Origin of the sequence: Pandoraea sp. XY-2, from assembly GCF_004193915.1 — a bacterium.
GTDB classification, from domain to species: Bacteria; Pseudomonadota; Gammaproteobacteria; order Burkholderiales; family Burkholderiaceae; genus Pandoraea; species Pandoraea cepalis.
Genome location: NZ_CP030849.1, coordinates 2,711,387 through 2,729,567 on the forward strand (window position 1 = coordinate 2,711,387; position 18,181 = coordinate 2,729,567).

The 18,181-nt window shown below is 64.5% G+C and carries 10 protein-coding genes and 2 pseudogenes; 2 read left to right on the forward strand and 10 right to left on the reverse strand.

The genetic code is table 11. The features are described 5' to 3' along the window. The first annotated feature begins 77 nt into the window (after positions 1–77). Positions 78–1,631 (forward strand): AI-2E family transporter YdiK, encoded by a 1,554-nt coding sequence (ydiK, locus tag DRB87_RS12295; RefSeq protein WP_130026097.1) that lies wholly within the window; start codon positions 78–80, stop codon positions 1,629–1,631. A 106-nt stretch (positions 1,632–1,737) separates the two neighbouring features. Here the strand turns inward: ydiK and fahA are convergent, their stop codons facing one another. After that, complete coding sequence (fahA, locus tag DRB87_RS12300) at positions 1,738–3,021, reverse strand: fumarylacetoacetase (RefSeq protein ID WP_130026098.1); 1,284 nt, start codon at positions 3,019–3,021, stop codon at positions 1,738–1,740. Between the two features lie 100 nt (positions 3,022–3,121). Then, complete coding sequence (gene hmgA / locus DRB87_RS12305; protein ID WP_130026099.1) at positions 3,122–4,441, reverse strand: homogentisate 1,2-dioxygenase; 1,320 nt, start codon at positions 4,439–4,441, stop codon at positions 3,122–3,124. A gap of 113 nt (positions 4,442–4,554) precedes the next feature. Here hmgA and DRB87_RS12310 point away from each other — a divergent pair, with 113 nt between their 5' ends. After that, positions 4,555–5,463, forward strand: coding sequence for a LysR family transcriptional regulator (locus tag DRB87_RS12310; protein WP_130026100.1), 909 nt, complete (start codon positions 4,555–4,557; stop codon positions 5,461–5,463). A gap of 22 nt (positions 5,464–5,485) precedes the next feature. Here the strand turns inward: DRB87_RS12310 and DRB87_RS12315 are convergent, their stop codons facing one another. From DRB87_RS12315 to dps, 8 genes and pseudogenes are all read right to left on the reverse strand, one after another. Then, complete coding sequence (locus DRB87_RS12315; protein WP_130026101.1) at positions 5,486–8,854, reverse strand: hybrid sensor histidine kinase/response regulator; 3,369 nt, start codon at positions 8,852–8,854, stop codon at positions 5,486–5,488. Positions 8,855–8,904: 50 nt separating this feature from the next. After that, positions 8,905–9,579 (reverse strand): response regulator transcription factor, encoded by a 675-nt coding sequence (locus DRB87_RS12320; protein WP_130026102.1) that lies wholly within the window; start codon positions 9,577–9,579, stop codon positions 8,905–8,907. Between the two features lie 210 nt (positions 9,580–9,789). Then, the gene (locus tag DRB87_RS12325; RefSeq protein WP_130026103.1) at positions 9,790–10,299 is read right to left on the reverse strand and encodes a hypothetical protein; all 510 of its coding nucleotides are present in this window, start codon (positions 10,297–10,299) and stop codon (positions 9,790–9,792) included. A 475-nt stretch (positions 10,300–10,774) separates the two neighbouring features. Next, a pseudogene (locus DRB87_RS12330) lies at positions 10,775–11,562 on the reverse strand (sulfite exporter TauE/SafE family protein). A 278-nt stretch (positions 11,563–11,840) separates the two neighbouring features. Beyond that, positions 11,841–13,213, reverse strand: a pseudogene (locus DRB87_RS12335) (CaiB/BaiF CoA transferase family protein). Positions 13,214–13,387: 174 nt separating this feature from the next. Next, positions 13,388–14,365 carry a magnesium/cobalt transporter CorA gene (corA, locus tag DRB87_RS12345; RefSeq protein ID WP_130026105.1) on the reverse strand — a complete coding sequence of 326 codons (978 nt, stop codon included), beginning with the start codon at positions 14,363–14,365 and terminating at the stop codon, positions 13,388–13,390. Positions 14,366–14,440: 75 nt separating this feature from the next. Next, complete coding sequence (locus tag DRB87_RS12350; protein ID WP_130026106.1) at positions 14,441–17,146, reverse strand: bifunctional acetate--CoA ligase family protein/GNAT family N-acetyltransferase; 2,706 nt, start codon at positions 17,144–17,146, stop codon at positions 14,441–14,443. 143 nt (positions 17,147–17,289) lie between these two features. Then, positions 17,290–17,775: a DNA starvation/stationary phase protection protein Dps gene (gene dps / locus DRB87_RS12355; protein ID WP_017232245.1), complete on the reverse strand. Its 486-nt coding sequence runs from the start codon at positions 17,773–17,775 to the stop codon at positions 17,290–17,292. Positions 17,776–18,181 lie beyond the last annotated feature (406 nt).

Genomic DNA, 18,181 nt, shown 5'->3' on the forward strand with positions numbered 1-18,181 from the left:
CACCTGCACACTTCGTGCAACCCGTACGTCCGGACGCGTGTTGATGCGCGTTCGCCCCCCTGCCTGTCGGAGCGCCCATGCTTTCCACCACCCCGAGCGAACTCGCCCGTAACCTGCTCGTGATTCTCGTGCTCAGCCTGCTGATGATCGGCACGTTATGGGTCCTGCTCCCGTTTCTGCCGGCATTCATCTGGGCGGTGACGATCGTCGCGTCCACCTGGCCATTGCTCGTTGGCCTGCAACGCCGTCTGTGGGGCAAACGGTGGCTCGCCACCACCGTCATGATCTTCGGCATGCTCGTGATCGTCGTCGCGCCGCTGTCCGCCGCGATCGGCACGCTGATTGGGCACGCCTCCGACATCAGCGAGCAAGTGCACTCCATCGGGCAACGCGGGCTGCCGATGCCGCCCGACTGGCTGATCCGCATCCCCGTGGTGGGTCAACGCGCCAGCGAAGAGTGGCAAGCGCTTGCAGCGGCCGGCCCCGGCGGTCTCGTCGCGCGGATTCAGCCTTATGCCGTCAAGGCGGCGACGTGGGGATTCTCCAAGCTGGGGTCGATCGGCCTGCTCGTGGTTCACCTTGGCCTCACGCTGATCATCTCCGGCATTCTCTTCATGCAGGGAGAGCGTGCGGCGCGCGCGCTGATTCGCATGGCGCGGCGCCTCGGCGGTGATCGGGGAGAAGAATCGGTCCGGCTTGCCGGAATGTCGATTCGCGCGGTGGCGCTCGGGATCGTGGTCACGGCCGTGACGCAGTCGCTGCTCGGCGGCCTCGGCCTATGGCTGACGGGGGTGCCGCTGTCGGGCTTCCTGACGGCGCTGATGCTGGTGCTGTGTGTCGCCCAGATCGGTCCGTTCCCCGTGTTGCTCTCGAGCGTGGCGTGGCTCTACTGGCAAGACAGTCCGACGCTCGCCACGCTGCTGCTGGTGCTCTCGGTCTTCATCGGCATGCTGGACAACGTCATGCGACCGATGTTGATCCGCCGGGGAGCCGATCTGCCGATGACGTTGATTCTCGCGGGGGTGCTGGGGGGCATGTTGACATTGGGAATCGTTGGCCTGTTCGTCGGGCCGGTGATTCTGGCTGTGACCTATACGCTGCTGAACGCGTGGATCAATGAGGGTCTGGCCCGTCCGCCGATGTCGCCGAGCGGCGCACCGCCAGCGCCAACGACCGACGCGCCGGTACCGGAGGCGTCGCCGACTGGCGCGGTGGCGCCCAAGCCGCCCCGGCAGTGCCAGACGACAAACATCGATGATTGCCCCGGTCTGCGACGGTGCGCTGTCACGCCCATCGGACGCATTTTTCGGATGTCTTCACCTGTCGCCGCTCGCCGCGACGTGGCTAAATACTTCCCGTCCTCACATGAACACGGGAAGTATCAAATGTCACACGTCACCGCCTCCCCGCCACCTGTTGCGCGCGCACAGCGCTCGCCGCGCGTGCCGCGCCGCGCCCGCTTGGGCGACCCGCCGCTGTTGCGCCGCGTCGGCAACGAACTGGCATATACGCCCACGCGTTGCCGCGTGAGCGCGAGCCTGATCGTCGGCCGCATCAATCCGTGGTGGCAACAACTGTCGCAGGCACACCTCGATCACACCCACATCTGCGAGATGTCGACACGACCATAAACGACAAACGCGCCGCCCGGAGAACCGGAACGACGCGTCGCGGGTGCATCCGTCAATACGCCCGGCAAACCTCCGGGCATACGTGGGCAACTCACGCCGGCCGCGGTTATTTCGCCTTCGCGGGCAGGATCTGGCCCGAGACTTCGCCGAAGCCCACGCGGTAACCGTCGCCCTGGCACCAGCCGGTCATCACCACGGTATCGCCGTCTTCGATGTACGTGCGTTTCGCACCGCTGGCCAGCGTGATCGGGTTCTGGCCGTTCCACGTCAGTTCGAGCAGGCTGCCGAACGAGTCCGGCGTCGGGCCACTGATCGTGCCGGAGCCCATCAGGTCGCCAACACGCACATTACAGCCCGAGACCGTATGGTGAGCGAACTGTTGCGCCATGCTCCAGTACATGTGACGGAAGTTGGTGCGGCAGATGGACGTCGCCTGCGCGTCGCCGTCGGCTTGCATCAGTACTTCCAGCGCGATGTCGAAGGCATGCTTGCCCTTCTGCTGCAGGTACGAGACCGGCTGCGGATTCTGCTCGGGGCCGGCCACGCGGAACGGTTCGAGCGCTTCCATCGTCACCACCCACGGCGAGATGGACGTGCCGAACGACTTTGCGTTGAACGGACCGAGCGGCACGTATTCCCATTGCTGCAGGTCACGCGCCGACCAATCGTTGAGCAACACCATCCCGAAGATGGCCGCTTCGGCCACGTCCACGCTCAGGCTGTCGCCCAGCGACGTTTCACGACCGACGATGAAGCCGGTTTCGAGTTCGAAGTCGAGCTTGCGGCAGGCGTCGAAAATCGGACGCGGCGCATCGGGCAGCTTGATCTGTCCGTTCGGGCGATGAATTGGCGTGCCGCTCACGACCACCGAGCTGGCCCGGCCGTTATAGCCGATGGGGATTTCCAACCAGTTCGGCAGCAGCGCGTTGGCCGGATCGCGGAACATGCTGCCCACGTTGGTCGCGTGCTCTCGCGACGAATAGAAGTCGGTGTAGCCGGGCACTTGCACCGGTAGATGCAACGTGACCTGTGCGAGCGGCACAAGTGCCTGAGCCCGCAGCGCCGCGTTTTCACGCAGGGCGGCATCGCCGCCCACGGCGAGCAGCGACGTCAGGCGCGCGCGCGTGGCGCGCCACGCCGCGCTGCCCAGTGCCACGAACGCGTTAATGGCGGGCTGCGAGAAGACCGTCGCGCCACCGGCCTCGGCGACCTTGAGCACGCCGGCGGCTTCGAGCGCCGCCAGGTCCAGTACCTGATCGCCAATGGCCACGCCAACGCGCGGCGTCGGTTGCGACGCGGTGTTGAACACGCCGTACGGCAGGTTTTGCAGGGGGAAGTCAGTGACGCCGGTGTTGGCGGACGCGACCCAGCTTTGTGGGAGTGCGGACATAGGGAATTCCTTGTTTGAGATAGCGCATCGGCCGGCTCTGCACCATCGAAGGGTGCGGCCGGCCGTGTCAGGGGTTGGCGACGTTGCGACGCGAGGCCGCTTACTTCTGGTTCGGGTTGAAGTGCTTCTTCAACCCTTGCCAGCAGGTGTAGTAGTTGTCCTGCCGCTGCTGGGTCTCCAGCGCGAAGCGTGTGGGGCGGATGATCGCCGGCGTCTCGAACATGAACGCCATCGTCGCGTCGACCTTGTGCGGCTGGCTCGTGTCAGCGGCAGAGGCCTTTTCAAACGTGTCCGCATCGGGGCCGTGGCCCGTCATGCAGTTGTGCAGACTGGCGCCGCCCGGTACGAATCCCTCGGCCTTGGCGTCATAGACGCCTTGGATCAGCCCCATGAACTCGCTGGCGATGTTGCGATGGAACCAGGGCGGACGGAACGAGTTTTCCATCGCCAGCCAGCGCGGCGGGAAGATCACGAAGTCGATGTCGTCCACACCCGGCGCATTGCTTTGCGATTGCAGCACCAGGAAGATTGACGGATCCGGGTGGTCGAAGCTGATCGAGCCGATCGTGTTGAAGTGACGCAGATCGTACTTGTAGGGCGCGTAGTTGCCATGCCAGGCCACAACGTCAAGCGGCGAATGACCGATGTCGGCACGCCACAGCGCCCCGCCAAACTTCGCCACCAGCTCGAAGTCGCCTTCGACATCCTCATAGGCCGCCACGGGCGTGAGGAAGTCGCGCGGATTCGCCAGGCCGTTCGAGCCGATCGGGCCAAGATCCGGCAGACGGAACAACGCGCCATAGTTCTCGCATACATAGCCACGCGCGCGGCCATCGGGCAGCGTCACACGGAAGCGCACGCCACGCGGCAGCACGGCGATTTCATAGGGTGCCACGTCGAGCACGCCGAATTCCGTCGCGATACGCAAACGCCCCTCCTGCGGCACGACCAGCAACTCGCCGTCGGCGTTGTAGAAGAAGCGACCGTCCATCGACTGGTTGGCTGCATACAGATGAATGCCGCAACCGCGCCCAGCATCCGGGCCGCCATTGCCGGCCATCGTCACCATGCCGTCGACAAAATCGGTCGGCGCGTCGGGCATCGGCAGTGGGTCCCAACGCAACTGGTCGGGCGGCGTCGGCACGTCGTCGAAACGGCTCAGCCAGCGCGACGACGCAAGGGCGGTGAACGGCTTGTGCATCGCGGCGGGCCGGATGCGATACACCCACGAGCGACGGTTATGGCCGCGCGGTGCCGTGAACGCCGTTCCCGAGAGTTGTTCCGCATAGAGGCCATACGGCGCACGCTGCGGCGAGTTCTGCCCGATCGGCAGCGCGCCAGGCAACGCCTCGGTCGCGAACTCGTTGGCAAAGCCGGACAGATAGCCCAGCTCCCCCTGGATTTGGTCTGCTTGACGCATGAGTGGCCTCGTCTCCTGATGTCGAATGGAAACATTGTCCGGCAAGCGATGACATTTTGCGATATAAATAGATGAATCCACTCTATTCATAACGCGAATAATATCCCCGCCTCATGATTTCGTTACGCGACGTCGATTTGAACCTGTTGGTCGTCTTTCAGGCGGTACTCACGCATCGGAGCATTTCTCAGGCCGCACGCGAATTGGGCCTGTCTCAACCCGCAGTCAGCAACGGGTTGGCCCGCCTGCGGCAGACGTTCGACGATGAACTCTTCACGCGCACCGGCGCGGGCATGCAACCCACGCCGTTCGCCGAGGCGCTCGCCGAGCCGGTCTCGGTGGCCCTGGCCGGCATCGCGCGCGCCATCAATCACCGGGAGGCGTTCGATCCGGCGAGCAGTCAGCGGGAGTTTACGTTGGCAATGACGGATGTGGGGGAGGTGTACTTCATGCCGGCGCTCGTCGATCTATGCACCCGGCTTGCGCCTGGGGTACACCTGCGCACCGTCCGGGCGACGCTGCCCGACCTGAAGGACGCGATGGCGTCGGGGCGCATCGATCTCGCGGTGGGCGCGTTCGACGATCTGACCGGCCCATTTTTCCAGCGCCGGTTGTTTCGTCAGCAATATGTGAGTCTGTTCCGCGTCGGCCATGCCCTCGACACGCCGCATGCAGGGCTGGCGGAATTCCAGGCCGCACGCCATCTGTTCGTCGCCACGGGCGACAATCCTTATGCGCGCGTGAATCAACTCTTGGCACAGGCCGGCTTCGGGGCCGACGCGAATGTCTGGGTCCCCCACTTCATCGCCGTGCCGTACGTCGTGAGCGTCAATGATCTCGTGGTCACCGTGCCGCAGAAGTTTGCAGAGCGTGCCGCCGCGCCGTTCGGGCTGCGCTTCGTCAAACCGCCGCTCCGGCTGCCCGCGCTGCAAACGAATGTGTTCTGGCACCGTCGCTATCATCAGGACGGCGGGAATCAGTGGCTACGCCAATTGATTTCGGAGCACTTCGCCGAGTCGTGACGACGTGCGCCTGACGCTGCCGTCAGGCGTCGTTGGCAATGGCATGCCCCTGCGCACGCAGCCAGTCGTTCCACGCGGCATCGAGCACGTCGAACGCCGATTCCATCTGTCCGACGGACGCCTGGGGCGCCAGATGCTCCACCTGCGCCGCGAGCGATGCCAGCGAACTCAGCCCGAATGCCATGAAACCGCCCCGCAAACGATGCGCGGAATGACGCAGGGTGTCGCGCGATGGGTCGACCAACGCTGCCCGGCAATTGGCGATGTCCTGATCGGCAATTTTCACGAACGTGTCGAGCATGTCGGACAGCGGTGGCCGCCAGTCCTTCGCCGATGTCGAGTCGGAGGACGGCGTCGGCCCGCCGTCGATCTGGTCCGATGACGCTGGAAGCGGCGCGATGTCCACGCACAGCGAGGGATAGCGCGCCCGTACCAGTTCAATCACGCGCAACAACGAGCGCGCATCCACCGGCTTGTAGACGATGGCGTCGAACGGGGACGTCTCGTCACGGTCGGTGCGCATTGTGACGTCGGCCGTCGCGACGATCACCGGCACATGAGCCGCTCGCGCCTTGATCTGCGTAGCCAACGCATGCCCGGAGAGGTGCGGCATGTTGGCGTCGGTGATCACCAGCATGTGCGATTCCGCATCGAACGCGTCAAGCGCCTCGCGCGGGTCGTGATAGCAATCGACCATCGCGCCCAGTCCTTCCAGCTGCCGGGACAGCAACATGCCGCTGATCGGATGATCGTCCGCGACAAGCACGTACCATCCGGCCAGCGGCTTGATACGCGCCTGCGCGCCGGGAGCGCCCGGCAAGTCACCGCTCGCGGCGAGCCCGGGCGCCGACACCAGGCCGAGCGCATCCCAGAGCTCCGCCTGCTGGAACAATGCGATGTCTCGCGGCCACGCGGGGGCGCTGCCGGCTGGACGATCGACCGGTGTCGAGCGCAGCAGATACACCTCCGAGCCCGCCATACCACGCACCGGCCATTCGTCGGCAAACATGAGCAAGCCCGCGTCCTGGGCGCGGCCACTACCCGAAGACCACGATACCGCGTCGTCATACCTGACCGGCAGGTAACCCGCCCGGCGGATCAATGCATCGAGATACGCATGGCGGCGAGTGAGTCCGCTCACATACGCAAACGTCTCGCCTCTCCCGACGACGGGCAACATGTCGCTGTCCGACGCCCAGGGCAGGCGGAGCGTGAAGCGCATGGTCGTGCCCTCGCCCTGCTGACTGTCGACCTGCAGCACGCCGCCGAGCATACCCACGAACTGATGCGAGATCGCCAGCCCCAGTCCGGTGCCATGCTGCATGCCCGGCTCCGACGTACTCTTGCCGAACGGCCGGAACAAGTCCGCCAGATCGGCGGGCGCAATGCCAACGCCACTGTCGCTGACCGAGAAGGCCACGTCACAGCCCTGCGGATCAGTGCGCGTCACCATGGCGCTGAAGGCGACGTACCCTTTCTCGGTGAACTTGATGGCATTGCCGACGAGATTTGTCACCACCTGTCCGAGTCGCAGCGCATCCGTATGCACGGCACGCGAGAGCTGCGGGTCGATCATCCAGTCCAGCGTGAGTCCCTGCAACCGCGCACGTCCCGTAAACGACAAGCCGATGGCTTCGAGCTCCTTTAGCAACGAGCCATCGCGGCTATTCAGTTCAAAGCGACCGACCTGAATCCGAGAATAGTCCAGCAGATCATTGATGAGATCGAGCAGATTGCGCGTCGAACTTTCCATCACATCGACGTAATAGCGATGATCGTCGCCCAGACGCTGCGCGCTCAGCAGTTCGAGCGACGCGAGCGTGCCATACAACGGCGTACGCATTTCGTGGCTAACGGTCGTCAGGAACACATCCTTGGCGCGATTGGCGCTCTCGGCGGCAAGCCGCGCCTTGCGTTGCTCCAGTTCGAAGCGGCGTTGCTCTGTCACGTCGGACAGTGTGGCGATGAGCACCGACTGTTCACGAAAGACGGTATCGACGAAGCTCACGGCGTAGTGACGCTCGCCGGCATCGTCGATCGCGCTCAGCAAACGCCGCACCGGACGCGCCACCACACCGCTGTGCAGTTGGCGGTACATGCGCGTCAACTCGCCATCGCCAAGATGTCGAAGCAAATCGACAGTGCCCGCATACGCCGGATTGCTCATCACCACACTGGGCTCGAACGGATCGATGATCGCCATGCCGACGGGGGCCGTCTCGATCAGGGTCTGCGTGAAGGCGTCTCGTTCGAGCAGGGCCGTCGTACGTCGACGCGCCGGCTCGATCATTCGCTGGCGCATGTAGCGCATGCCCGCATAAACGGCCGCCGCATAGAGACACAACAGCAACGTCGCGCCGATCAGCAGCGTGGCATTTTGCTGCAGTAAATCTATCGGACGAACGGCATACCGGACGAACCACGGCGACGACGCCAGATGACGCTCGAAGACCAGACGCTCGCCGTCGTAACGCACCGCCATTTGAGCGTCACCAAAGAGCGGCAACGTGGCGAGCGTACGCAGATGCCCCAACGACGAAAGCGACGCGCCGGCGCTTGCCACCACGAACCCGTCCGCGGACACCAATTGGAGGGCCTCGCCCGTGTGCTCCAGCGTTCGCAGCCGCGGCGGCACAATTCTGTCGGGCGCCATGCTGGTGCCGACGTAGGCCATCAGATGACCATCGAGATCGCGAATCGGCACGAAGCTCGAGACCGCCGTCAAACCGGAAAGTGCATTTTGGTAGTTGTAGGTCCAGAACGGACCGTCGTTGCTCGTGGGACGACGCGTGGCATAACGCTCGACCTTGTTGATCTCGGCGAGCGTCGCGTTGGTGTCGCGCGCGAGATCCGTCGCGCCGACGGACTGCAGGTCGAACGACGTGCGGCGAGCGGCAAACGCGCCATCCGCCGAGATGATGAAGGTTTCGTCCTGCCCACCCAGCGCACTCCAGAAGTTGGCATCGAGAATCATCAACCGAAGGGTAAGGCGCGCCAATCGCTGCGCTCGCTCAGTCGGGATCTCCGCCAGCTTGACAATCTGGAAGTCGCCATCGAACCCCACGCCGGCAACGCGCTTCGCCGTGCCGACCGGCATGGTGAGCAGCGGGTTCAGAATCCGGTCGGTGAGTGATTGTGTGACACCGCCCGGCCGAACGTTGCTCGCCAGTGTGGCTTGCGCCATCGTACTGGCCTGCTCGTTGAAAATTTCGACGTCGCGGATCTCGTGGCCGACGGTCGCGAAGAACGTGGCCGTCTTCTGCCCCCCTTGCCAGACCATGCCGAACAACGCGTAGGACACCACAGCGACCCAGACCGACAAACCAAATAGCAGGGCCAGCAAGCCACCGACACGTAGCAAGCGGCCGGCAATCGCGATGTCACGCGTCATCGTCGCGTCGGACGCGGACGCGGACGCCAATGTCGTATGTCGAGCCAAACTCAGACGGCGCTCGGCGTTTCGACTTCGCCGTCACGCGAAAACTGAACCGGGCTCGAGACGTGCAGCTTGAACAGCTCCATATCGGTACGGCAGCCCAACTTGCTCATCGCCATGCGCTTCTGATTGTTGATCGTCTTGGCCGAACGCTTGAGGGCATCGGCAATCTGCGACACGTTCAGGCCGTCCAGGTACATGCGCAGCACTTCCATTTCCTTCGGGGAAAGCGGACGGCGAGCGGTCGGCTTGCGGCGCATCTGCTCGTCGAGAATCTGTTCGGCGCGCCCCCCACGATAGCTCATGCCGCGTCGGCAACGCTCCACACACACCGTGATTTCGCGCAGATCGTCGGACTTGGTCATCACGCCCAGCACACCGCAGCTGTCGAGCGCGTGAATGATGGCCGGTTGCTCGATCGAGGTGAACACGATGATCTTGACGTCCGGATATTTGCGACGCACACGATTGATCATGACCAGGCCGTCGCCAAAGGTGCCGCCGGGCATGCAGTAGTCGGTAATCAGCACGTCGACCGAATTCGTCTCCAGTGCCTTGAAGAGCTCCGTCGAGTTGGTGACGGGCGGCAGCACGTGAAAACCCGGATCCGGGGACAGCATTTCACGCAGTGTCGAGGCGATGATCGGATGATCATCCGCGATCAGAATTTTTACCATCATTTTGCAGAATCCTTTTAAAAGAAGTCAGCCGTGGGCGCGCGCGATCCTTCGCCGTGTCTACGCGTCATGGCTTCCCAAAAGAGGAATGTGGGTCGAGCCAACACACTCGGTGGTCACGAAGGCGTGACCGCGTTACTACTGTGGACGCCGGCAGGCCGCGCCCCGGCGGCGCATCGCCACCTCCGGCCCGGCGCGCCGAACACGTCGTCGCTATCCGGCAACGCCCGCTGCGCCCGCGCCCTCGACCGTCGTCCAGCCAGAGCACGTCTTGTGGCCCGTCAAGCGCGCCGCACCAGTGCCCATGACAGGCTTGACGCAATATCGAAGGCGCACGCCGCGCAAACCCGCCGACGGCACCATCTCGCGTGCTCGTGCGACAACGCGAATACGCGTCGGTCCCGACGCCGCTTCCCATTGATGCACGCTGTGAGTCTCAGGCCAATCGGCCATCCATCGATACGTCCCGCTCACCACCTGACCGACCTTCGGCGTGGCACTCATCGCCACGGCGGCGGCGACCGGCCGCATCCGCGCTTCAACCTCACGCGGGGCCGCAGCCAGTTGCGCTGCCACCGACGGCGGCGTGTCGACGCGTGCCGACGCCTGCCCCGCGGCCGACACACCCGGTGTCGATGCCTGGTATTCACTGCATCCCGCGAGCCACGTCATCAGAAAGGCGCCGCTCAGGCGTGTCAGCGTTGCAAAAGTCAGGTGGCCCATGGCTCGCTTGGCACTCGAACAGCGGAACGAGGAGGACGCCGAAGCGTCAACGTATGTCGTGGTCATCGATGCAAAGCCAATCGACATGCCGCGTGACACTTCAACGTCACGCGCTGATTTGCGACCAGCAGAAATATAGGATAAATCTACAAAATCCAGCCATTTTGGATCTCCTTATGGGAAACATCCTAGTCCAAATTAGGCGGATTACCGAATGCGAGGCACTCAGCACACGCAGTATGCGGCGCCTCCATGCGGGAACAACTCGGATTACGTACCCGTCATGCAAGCACCACGTCTCAGTGGACAACCGGGCGACGGAAAAATTCATTCCATGCCTTCCCGGGATGTCAACCACAATGGGTACGCAGCGGGGTACGAGAATGCAAGTGACGTCGTGAGTCACTCGCAAGGCGTAGCGATTTTTGAAGGATCTGCGTGTGCCGCGCGATGGCACAACCGCCGGTGCGGCATGTCAGACGCCGAAGGCTTTGGCGAACATGCCCAGCGCGACTGCGGCCATCAGTGCCGAGAAGAGTTGCTGCAGTCTGGACGCCGCGATGTGCGGTGTCAGGGCGCGCCCGAGCAACATGCCGACGATGCCGCCGACCACGAACATCCACCCTTGGGGCCCCGGATGCATGCCGTTCCACCAGGCGTTGGCCACGGTACCCGCGGAAATCAACGCGATGACGAAAAGCGACGTCGCCACGACGCCGTGTACCGTGATGTCGGTGAAACGCCGCAACGCGGGAACGATCACGAATCCGCCCCCACGCCTAGCAGTCCCGACGCGAAGCCCGACACCGCGCCGATGAGGCCGAGCGTGGCGGCGACGCGCCGCGTCCAATGCAACCGTCCCGTCTCCGGATTCATCCGGCATGGCGGTTGCGGCGCGGCACCGGCCGACGCCGCCAGATCGGTGCCTTTATCGGTGCCCGCTGTCCCGGCACGCGATGCGCGATACATGCGCGCCGCCACGACCATCATTGCGATGGCAAAGAGTCCAACGAGCCAACGTTCCGGCAGTCGGTGAGCCATCCACGTGCCAAGCGGCGCCACGGCGACCCCGATCCCGGCCATCAGCATTGCCGCGCGATAGCGCACGAGGCCGACACGCAGTCCATGGGCGCTCCCCACGGCGGCACTTGCGCCTACGGCGAGCAGGGCCACCGGGCCGGCTTGCGGCACGCCCCACCCCAGCCCGAAGACCAGCGCGGGCACAGCAAAAATGCCGCCTCCTGCACCGGTCAAACCCAGCACGAGGCCGACCGCGGCCCGAGCAAAGCAGCCATCGGGGAAGCACTCAAAAGTTCTAGGGACATGGCAGGGAATCCAGCGGAAAGCGACTTGGCGGCCCAAATCACTATTAGTCATATACTTATGACTGTGGATTATATAGAGTCCGCGAACAACGGAAAAGTCCCAACCGGTGGGGAATCGCGAGGCCTGAGGCGTCAATCAGGCATGGCAAAAGCAGGCAACGTCGTTCAGACGTCGCCGTACCGGGAAGCGGCAAGCCGCAAACAATGAGGGAAAGGTTACCCGCCTTGTGGTGATCCATCGCGCTGGCCCGACGACCCATCCGCGGCATCGAGTTCGGCGAGGATATCGCCCGTATGCGCCCCTGGCGCAGGCGGATCCTGATACGTGACCGGGCGCTGGCCATTAAGCCGGACGGGCGAAACGATGGTGTGAGTCGTCTCGCCGCTGGGCAACACCACCGGCCGCACCCAGCCCATATGGGCCACCTGCGGATCGGCCAGAACACGCGAATAGGTGCTGATCTCCGTACATGGCACGCCCACGGCAACCAGCCGGGCGAGCCACTCGCCACGATCCTCCTGCACAAAAACGGCTTCCAGCACGTCGCGCAGCGCGGCTTGATGGCGCGCTCGCTCGCGCGCGTTGACGAAACGCGAATCGTCGAGCAGATCGACGCGATGCATCAGCGCGCAAATCGCCTGCCAATGCGCTTGTCCATCGAGATCCATGCCGAAATAGCCATCTCTGGCCCGAAACGTGGGCCACGGTGCCGACGGCCCACCGAAGCGCGCGGCATCCTCATCGTCAATTGCCAGCGGCGACCACTTGCTTCGTGTGGCAGCCACCGTCCCGCCGTACCGATGCCGTCCCGCACCCTGTGCGACATCGAAGGCGGCGGCCGGCGCCTCCCCGGGTACCAACCCGGCGCGCTGCGCGGCTTGCGCGCCCTGCTCACCCGCGTGGAGTGACGCGATGGCAAGCGTTGTGCCGAGCATCGGCACGTCGATGTGAACACCGCGGCCATGCTCTCGGGCAGCGACCAGCGCCGACGACACGGAGAACGCGGCATAGAGTCCCGCGGCCAGATCGGCAACCGGCAAGTCGCGGGGCGGCTCCAGCCCCCCGGCGACGCCCCCAGCATGCGTCGCAACGCGTCGAGCGCCGGCACGCCCGACTGCGGCGCCGCGCGCGGGCCATCCTGACCAAACGCGGAGATCGACACGTAGACCAGGTGCGGCTGTGCGGCCGACAACGCGTCGTAACTGAGTCCGGCGCGCGCGAGCGTTCCCGGTGGCAAACATTCGACGACGACGTCCGCGCCGCGCACCAGGGAATGGGCAAGGTTGCGGCCGTCGAGCGTGAGCAAATCAAGTGCGACGGAGCGCTTGTTGCGCCGCAGGCCGATCTGGGCCGATGCGCCGAGCGGACTCGCGTTGCCGTTGGCATTGTCGTCGACGGGATCGTCGACCAAGATGACGTCTGCGCCCATGTCGGCCAGCAGCAAGCCGCAGTAAGCAGCGGCCGCGCCACGACTGAACTCGATGACGCGGATCCCCGAGAGTGGTGCGTTCAATATCTGACCCCTATTTGCCTGGCGTTTCTTGTAGTTCTCAACCCTTGGCAACCGTCTGACGCGGCGTTCACGCATTCTAGAGCAAATATTCCACGCTGGTCACGGCAGAAAATGCGGCATCAACGAGGCACGTTGCCACCGGGCAACAGGGCTGCCGAAGCGGGCATCGCAACATGCGTCTGACATAGACGCCGTGCATGGGGACGTACGGGGAACCCTCATATCTGCACCCGCTCGCGGCCCCGTCGTTCACAGCCAGCCGGCCTTGCGGAACTTGACGAACAGCAGCGCATCGATGGCGATCATCACGGCAATGCACAGGGGGTAGCCGTACTGGAACTTCAGCTCGGGAATATCGGCGAAGTTCATGCCGTAGATTCCCGCGATCATCGTGGGCACGGCGAAGAGCGCCGCAAACGAACCCAAGCGCTTGGTTGTCTCGTTCTCAGACAGCGAGATCATGCCGAGGTTGACCGACAGCGCGGTCGTGACCATTTCGCGCAGCAGATCGATGTTCTTCGTGATGCGCTGAAGATGGTCGAAGACGTCGCGAAAATACTCTTGCATGCCGCCGCAGAGCTTGGGCGCCATCGCCCCGAACAGCCTGCTGACCGCCTCCATCAGCGGCACGCAAGCGTGCTGCAGCGTGATGAGCCGGCGCTTGAGTTGATACAGGTCTTCGATGATCGCGCGTCCCTTCGCGGGGGCATTCGGCGTGAAGATCTCCTCCTCGATCGCTTCGAGCTGTGCCTCGAGCTCGTCGAGTACCGGGAAGTAGCTATCGACGATGGCATCCATGAGCGCGTAGAGCACGAAGATCGAGCCCTGACGCAGCAGATTGGGCTCCTTCTCCGCGCGGGCCCGCACGATGCCGAGCCCCTGCGTGGCGTTCGAGCGCACCGAAAGCACGTAGTTGTGCCCGGCGAAAATCGCCACCTCACCCGTCGAAAAATCCCCGTCGGCGTCCTTGTTCAGCACGTGCAGCACGGCGAACAGCGAGTCGCCGTACTGCTCGATTTTGGGTCGCTGGTGGCCGTGCTGCGCGTCTTCGACGGCCAGGTCGTGCAGACCGAACTCATGTTGCATCTGCGACAACTCGCCGGGCCCGGGGTCCTTGAGCGCCACCCAGACGAAGCAGTGCGGGCGCTGTAGATAGTCCGAGATTTCATCGGGATGCAGATCGGCAATCTTGCGGCCATCCTCATAGGCCACGCAATTCACTAGCATTCGTCTTCCTGGTCTAGGCGACCGCCCTGCCCCCGGCGCGAGCCCGGGACACCGTGAGCCGGCCGGCCTCGACCGTCATGCCCCGCGGGTGTCCTGCGCCTGCGCCGTGCGTTGCAGCGGCAGCCGGATATGAAGGACGCCCGCCTCCATTTCCTTGTCCTCGACAAAGCCGAGATGACGGGCGAGGGTCAGCATACGCGTATTTGCCGTGAGCACATAGCCGATCAGTTCCCCGGTGCCGCGCTTGCGGCTGTAGTCGACGATATGCTCCATGAGCGCCCGCCCGAGCCCGCGCCCTTGGGCCTGAGGGCTCACTGTCACGGAAAACTCGGCCACCGTGTTGTCCGGATCGGCGAGCGCCTGCACCACGCCAAGCAGACACACGGTACCCGCTTCGTCCTTTTCCGTGGCGACGAACGTCATCGCACGGTCGTAATCGATCTGCGTCACACGCGCCATCTGCGAATGCGACAGTTCCTTGATCAGGCCGAAGTAACGGAACTGCACGTCCTGTGGCGTGAGCGTGTGGAAGAACGCTTTATAGGCAGGCTCGTCCTCCGGCCGGATCGGACGTACCCGTACCGGCCGGCCTCCCGCATCCACGGTAGACTCCAGTTCCTGCGGATAGGGACGGATCGCCAGACGCCCATGCCCCGGCAAGGCGGGCGGCCGCACCACGATACGTGCGTCGAGCGCGAGCACGCCGTGCGCGTCGGCGAACAACGGATTGATGTCGAGCTCTGCGATCTCGGGCACGTCGCACACGAGTTGCGAGAGCTTCACGAGCGTGAGGTAGATGGCTTCGTGATCGGCAGCCGGTCGATTGCGATAGCCGGCGAGCAGCTTCGCCACGCGCGCGCGCGCCACCATGTCGCGCGCGAGATTGAGGTTGAGCGGCGGCAGACCGATCGTACGATCGGCGATCACTTCCACCGCCGTGCCGCCCTGCCCGAAGAGCAGCACCGGCCCGAACACGTTGTCCGTCGCCACGCCGACGATCAATTCGAACGCCTCCGCGCCGTTGGCCATGCGTTGCACGGAATAGCCCGTAACGCGCGCCTCCGGCTTGGCCGCGAGCGCGCGCTTGCGAACCTGGCACGCCGCCTCGCGTGCCTGCTCGGCCGATTCGATATTGAGCACCACGCCGCCAACGTCCGACTTGTGCGTGATGTCCGGCGAAATCAGTTTGACCGCGACCGGGAAACCGATCCCTTGCGCCAGTTCGCCCGCTTGCTCGGGGGTCGTGGCGACGAGCGTCTCCACGACCGGGATGCCGTACGCGGCCAACACGCCCTTCGCTTCGGGCTCGGTAAGCAATGCCCGGCCCTCGCCCATGGCGCGCTCGACCATTGCGCGCACGCGGGCCACATCGGGCGCGAAACCGGGCGGGATCGACGGCGGCGTCTCCATCAACAGCGACTGGTTGCGACGATAGTTGACGGCTTCCAGAAACGCGCGGGCGGCGTTCTCGGGCGTGTCGTATGTCGGCCATCCGGCTTCGCGGCAAACGCGCCGCGCGCGCTCGGCCGTCTGGCCGCCCAGCCAGCACGTGAACACGTTCTTCGACGGCTTCGGCAGCGCGGCAAGGCCGTTCGCCACTTCCAGGCTCGGCATGACCGCCGTGGGCGCTTGAATAAACAGCACGGCCGCCGTGTCGGGGTCTTCGCACAACGCTTCCAAGGTGGCCGTATAGCGCGCCAGATCGGCATCGCCGCCGATGTCGACCGGATTCACACGGCCGAGCGTTGTCGGCAGCACGGCGTCGAGGGCGGCACGCGTCTTGTCGGTCAGATGCGCCAGCTTGCCGCCATCGAGCACGAGAGCGTCGGTGGCCATCACCCCCGCGCCACCGCCGTTGGTCATGATCGACAGCTTGTCCCCGTAGAACGGACGCAGCCGTGCGAGCGTCTCCACTGCCGCAAACAGGTCGTCGGTCGTGTCGACGCGCAACATGCCCGCCCGCCGGATCGCCGCGTCGTAGACATCGTCCGAGCCCGCCAGTGCCCCTGTATGCGACGCCGCGGCTTGCGCCCCTTCCGGCACCCGCCCCGACTTGATGACGACCACCGGCTTGTTGCGGGCCGCGGCACGTGCGGCGGACATGAACTTGCGCGCGTGCCGAATCGATTCCATGTACATCAGGATGGCGTCCGTGCCGGGATCGCTCGCCAGATAGTCGAGCATGTCGCCGAAGTCCACATCGGCACTGTCGCCCAGCGAGACGAAATGCGAGAAGCCGATCTCGCGCGCGTCGGCCCAGTCGAGCACCGCCGTGGTGAGCGCGCCCGATTGCGACACGAAAGCGAGCTTGCCCTCGCGCGCGCCCATGTGCGAGAAGCTGGCGTTGAGCCCGATGCCGGGACTGAGCAGCCCGATGCAATTCGGCCCAAGGATGCGCAGCACATGCGGCTTCGCGTGCCTGAGCATGCGCTCCTGTAGTGTCACGCCGTGGCGATCGCGTTCGCGGGCAAGCCCCGAGGTCAGCACCACGACGGCACGCGTGCCGCGATCGCCGAGCTCACGAATCAAGTCGGGCACCGTCGCCGGCGGCGTACAGATCACCGCCAGATCGGGGGCCTGCGGCAATTCGCCAATGTGTCGATAGCACTTGAGATTCGCGAGCGTCGAATACTTCGGGTTGACCGGATAGATCTCGCCCCTGAAGCCGCCGTCGACGACGTTTTTCAGCACCGTCGTGCCCACTCGCCGCTCGCGCAGCGACGCACCGATCACGGCAACCGACTTCGGCGCGAACATCTGGCTCAGATTACGAGTGGTCATGGAAACTCCGGGGGGATCGAGAGGAACGCACGCGAACGCGCGCACCGGGCATGGCCGGGGCGCGCGTTCATTGTCGCTTCGCGGGCAGGCGGTCTAGCGGGGCTGCGACCGGGCTCCCGCAAGGGCGCCCGTCGTCATCGCCATTAATCGCCCCGCAGGTGCGCTTCGACCTTCCAGAGATGGTCGTCCACGCCACGCGAGATTTCTGTGAAGACGTCCGACGTCGTGGCGTCGCCGATCTCTGCCGAGGCGTCGATCAGGCCGCGAATGATCTCGCCGTAGGCCGCGAGCGCTTCGGCCAGCGCGGCCGCGTGATCGAGACCGCGTTTGAACTCGTTCTTGTAGACCGGCAGTTCGGTCTTCTCGGCAACGGACTTCACGCGACCGTCGGCCACACCGCCAAGGGCAACCAGGCGTTCCGCGCACAGGTCAGCCCATTCGAGGGCCGCGTTGTAGACGTCGTCGAACAGCAAGTGCAGTTCGATGAAGCCCGGACCGTGCACGTTCCAGTGCGCTTGCTTGGCCTGCCGCTGGACGTCGATGCCGTTGACCAGTCCGCGATTCAGCAGGTTGACCGATTCGATACGAATCTTTTCACCGAGGGTGTTACGCGTATGATTCAGAGCCATTTCACACTCCTGACGTCTGGCAGCCCGGGGGCTGCCGGGGAAGGCGTCGGCATCGGGGCGTCGCAGACCACCCCATGCGGACGAAGGGAACCGCGCAAGACTCGGCACCTCGGCGTGACCACATCAGCCGATGTCCGAGCGGGATTGCGACGCGCCGTGCATGACGCCCCGCAACGTGAAGCCTGCCATCACCTACGACACCTACAAGCACATGGGCCGCAGCGCGATGGCCTATATCACACCGTTGGCGCGAAGGATGTCCGATGCATAGCACCAAGTCATTCTAGAGACTGCTTACTTTCGAGATCAAGTGAAATATGCGCGTCGTCGAGTGCCATCCTCACGCGCTTTGATTGACATCATCGCGCCGCCGTTTTCTCGTCGCGCCAGCACTCGCCTCCGCGGG

Excerpts from the sequence above, each read along its gene's own strand:
- DRB87_RS12350 (WP_130026106.1), bottom strand. The coding sequence starts at position 17,146 with ATGACCACTCGTAATCTGAGCCAGATGTTCGCGCCGAAGTCGGTTGCC.
- dps (WP_017232245.1), bottom strand. The coding sequence starts at position 17,775 with ATGGCTCTGAATCATACGCGTAACACCCTCGGTGAAAAGATTCGTATC.
- fahA (WP_130026098.1), bottom strand. The coding sequence starts at position 3,021 with ATGTCCGCACTCCCACAAAGCTGGGTCGCGTCCGCCAACACCGGCGTC.
- hmgA (WP_130026099.1), bottom strand. The coding sequence starts at position 4,441 with ATGCGTCAAGCAGACCAAATCCAGGGGGAGCTGGGCTATCTGTCCGGC.
- DRB87_RS12315 (WP_130026101.1), bottom strand. The coding sequence starts at position 8,854 with ATGACGCGTGACATCGCGATTGCCGGCCGCTTGCTACGTGTCGGTGGC.
- DRB87_RS12320 (WP_130026102.1), bottom strand. The coding sequence starts at position 9,579 with ATGATGGTAAAAATTCTGATCGCGGATGATCATCCGATCATCGCCTCG.
- ydiK (WP_130026097.1), top strand. The coding sequence starts at position 78 with ATGCTTTCCACCACCCCGAGCGAACTCGCCCGTAACCTGCTCGTGATT.
- corA (WP_130026105.1), bottom strand. The coding sequence starts at position 14,365 with ATGCTAGTGAATTGCGTGGCCTATGAGGATGGCCGCAAGATTGCCGAT.
- DRB87_RS12310 (WP_130026100.1), top strand. The coding sequence starts at position 4,555 with ATGATTTCGTTACGCGACGTCGATTTGAACCTGTTGGTCGTCTTTCAG.
- DRB87_RS12325 (WP_130026103.1), bottom strand. The coding sequence starts at position 10,299 with ATGGGCCACCTGACTTTTGCAACGCTGACACGCCTGAGCGGCGCCTTT.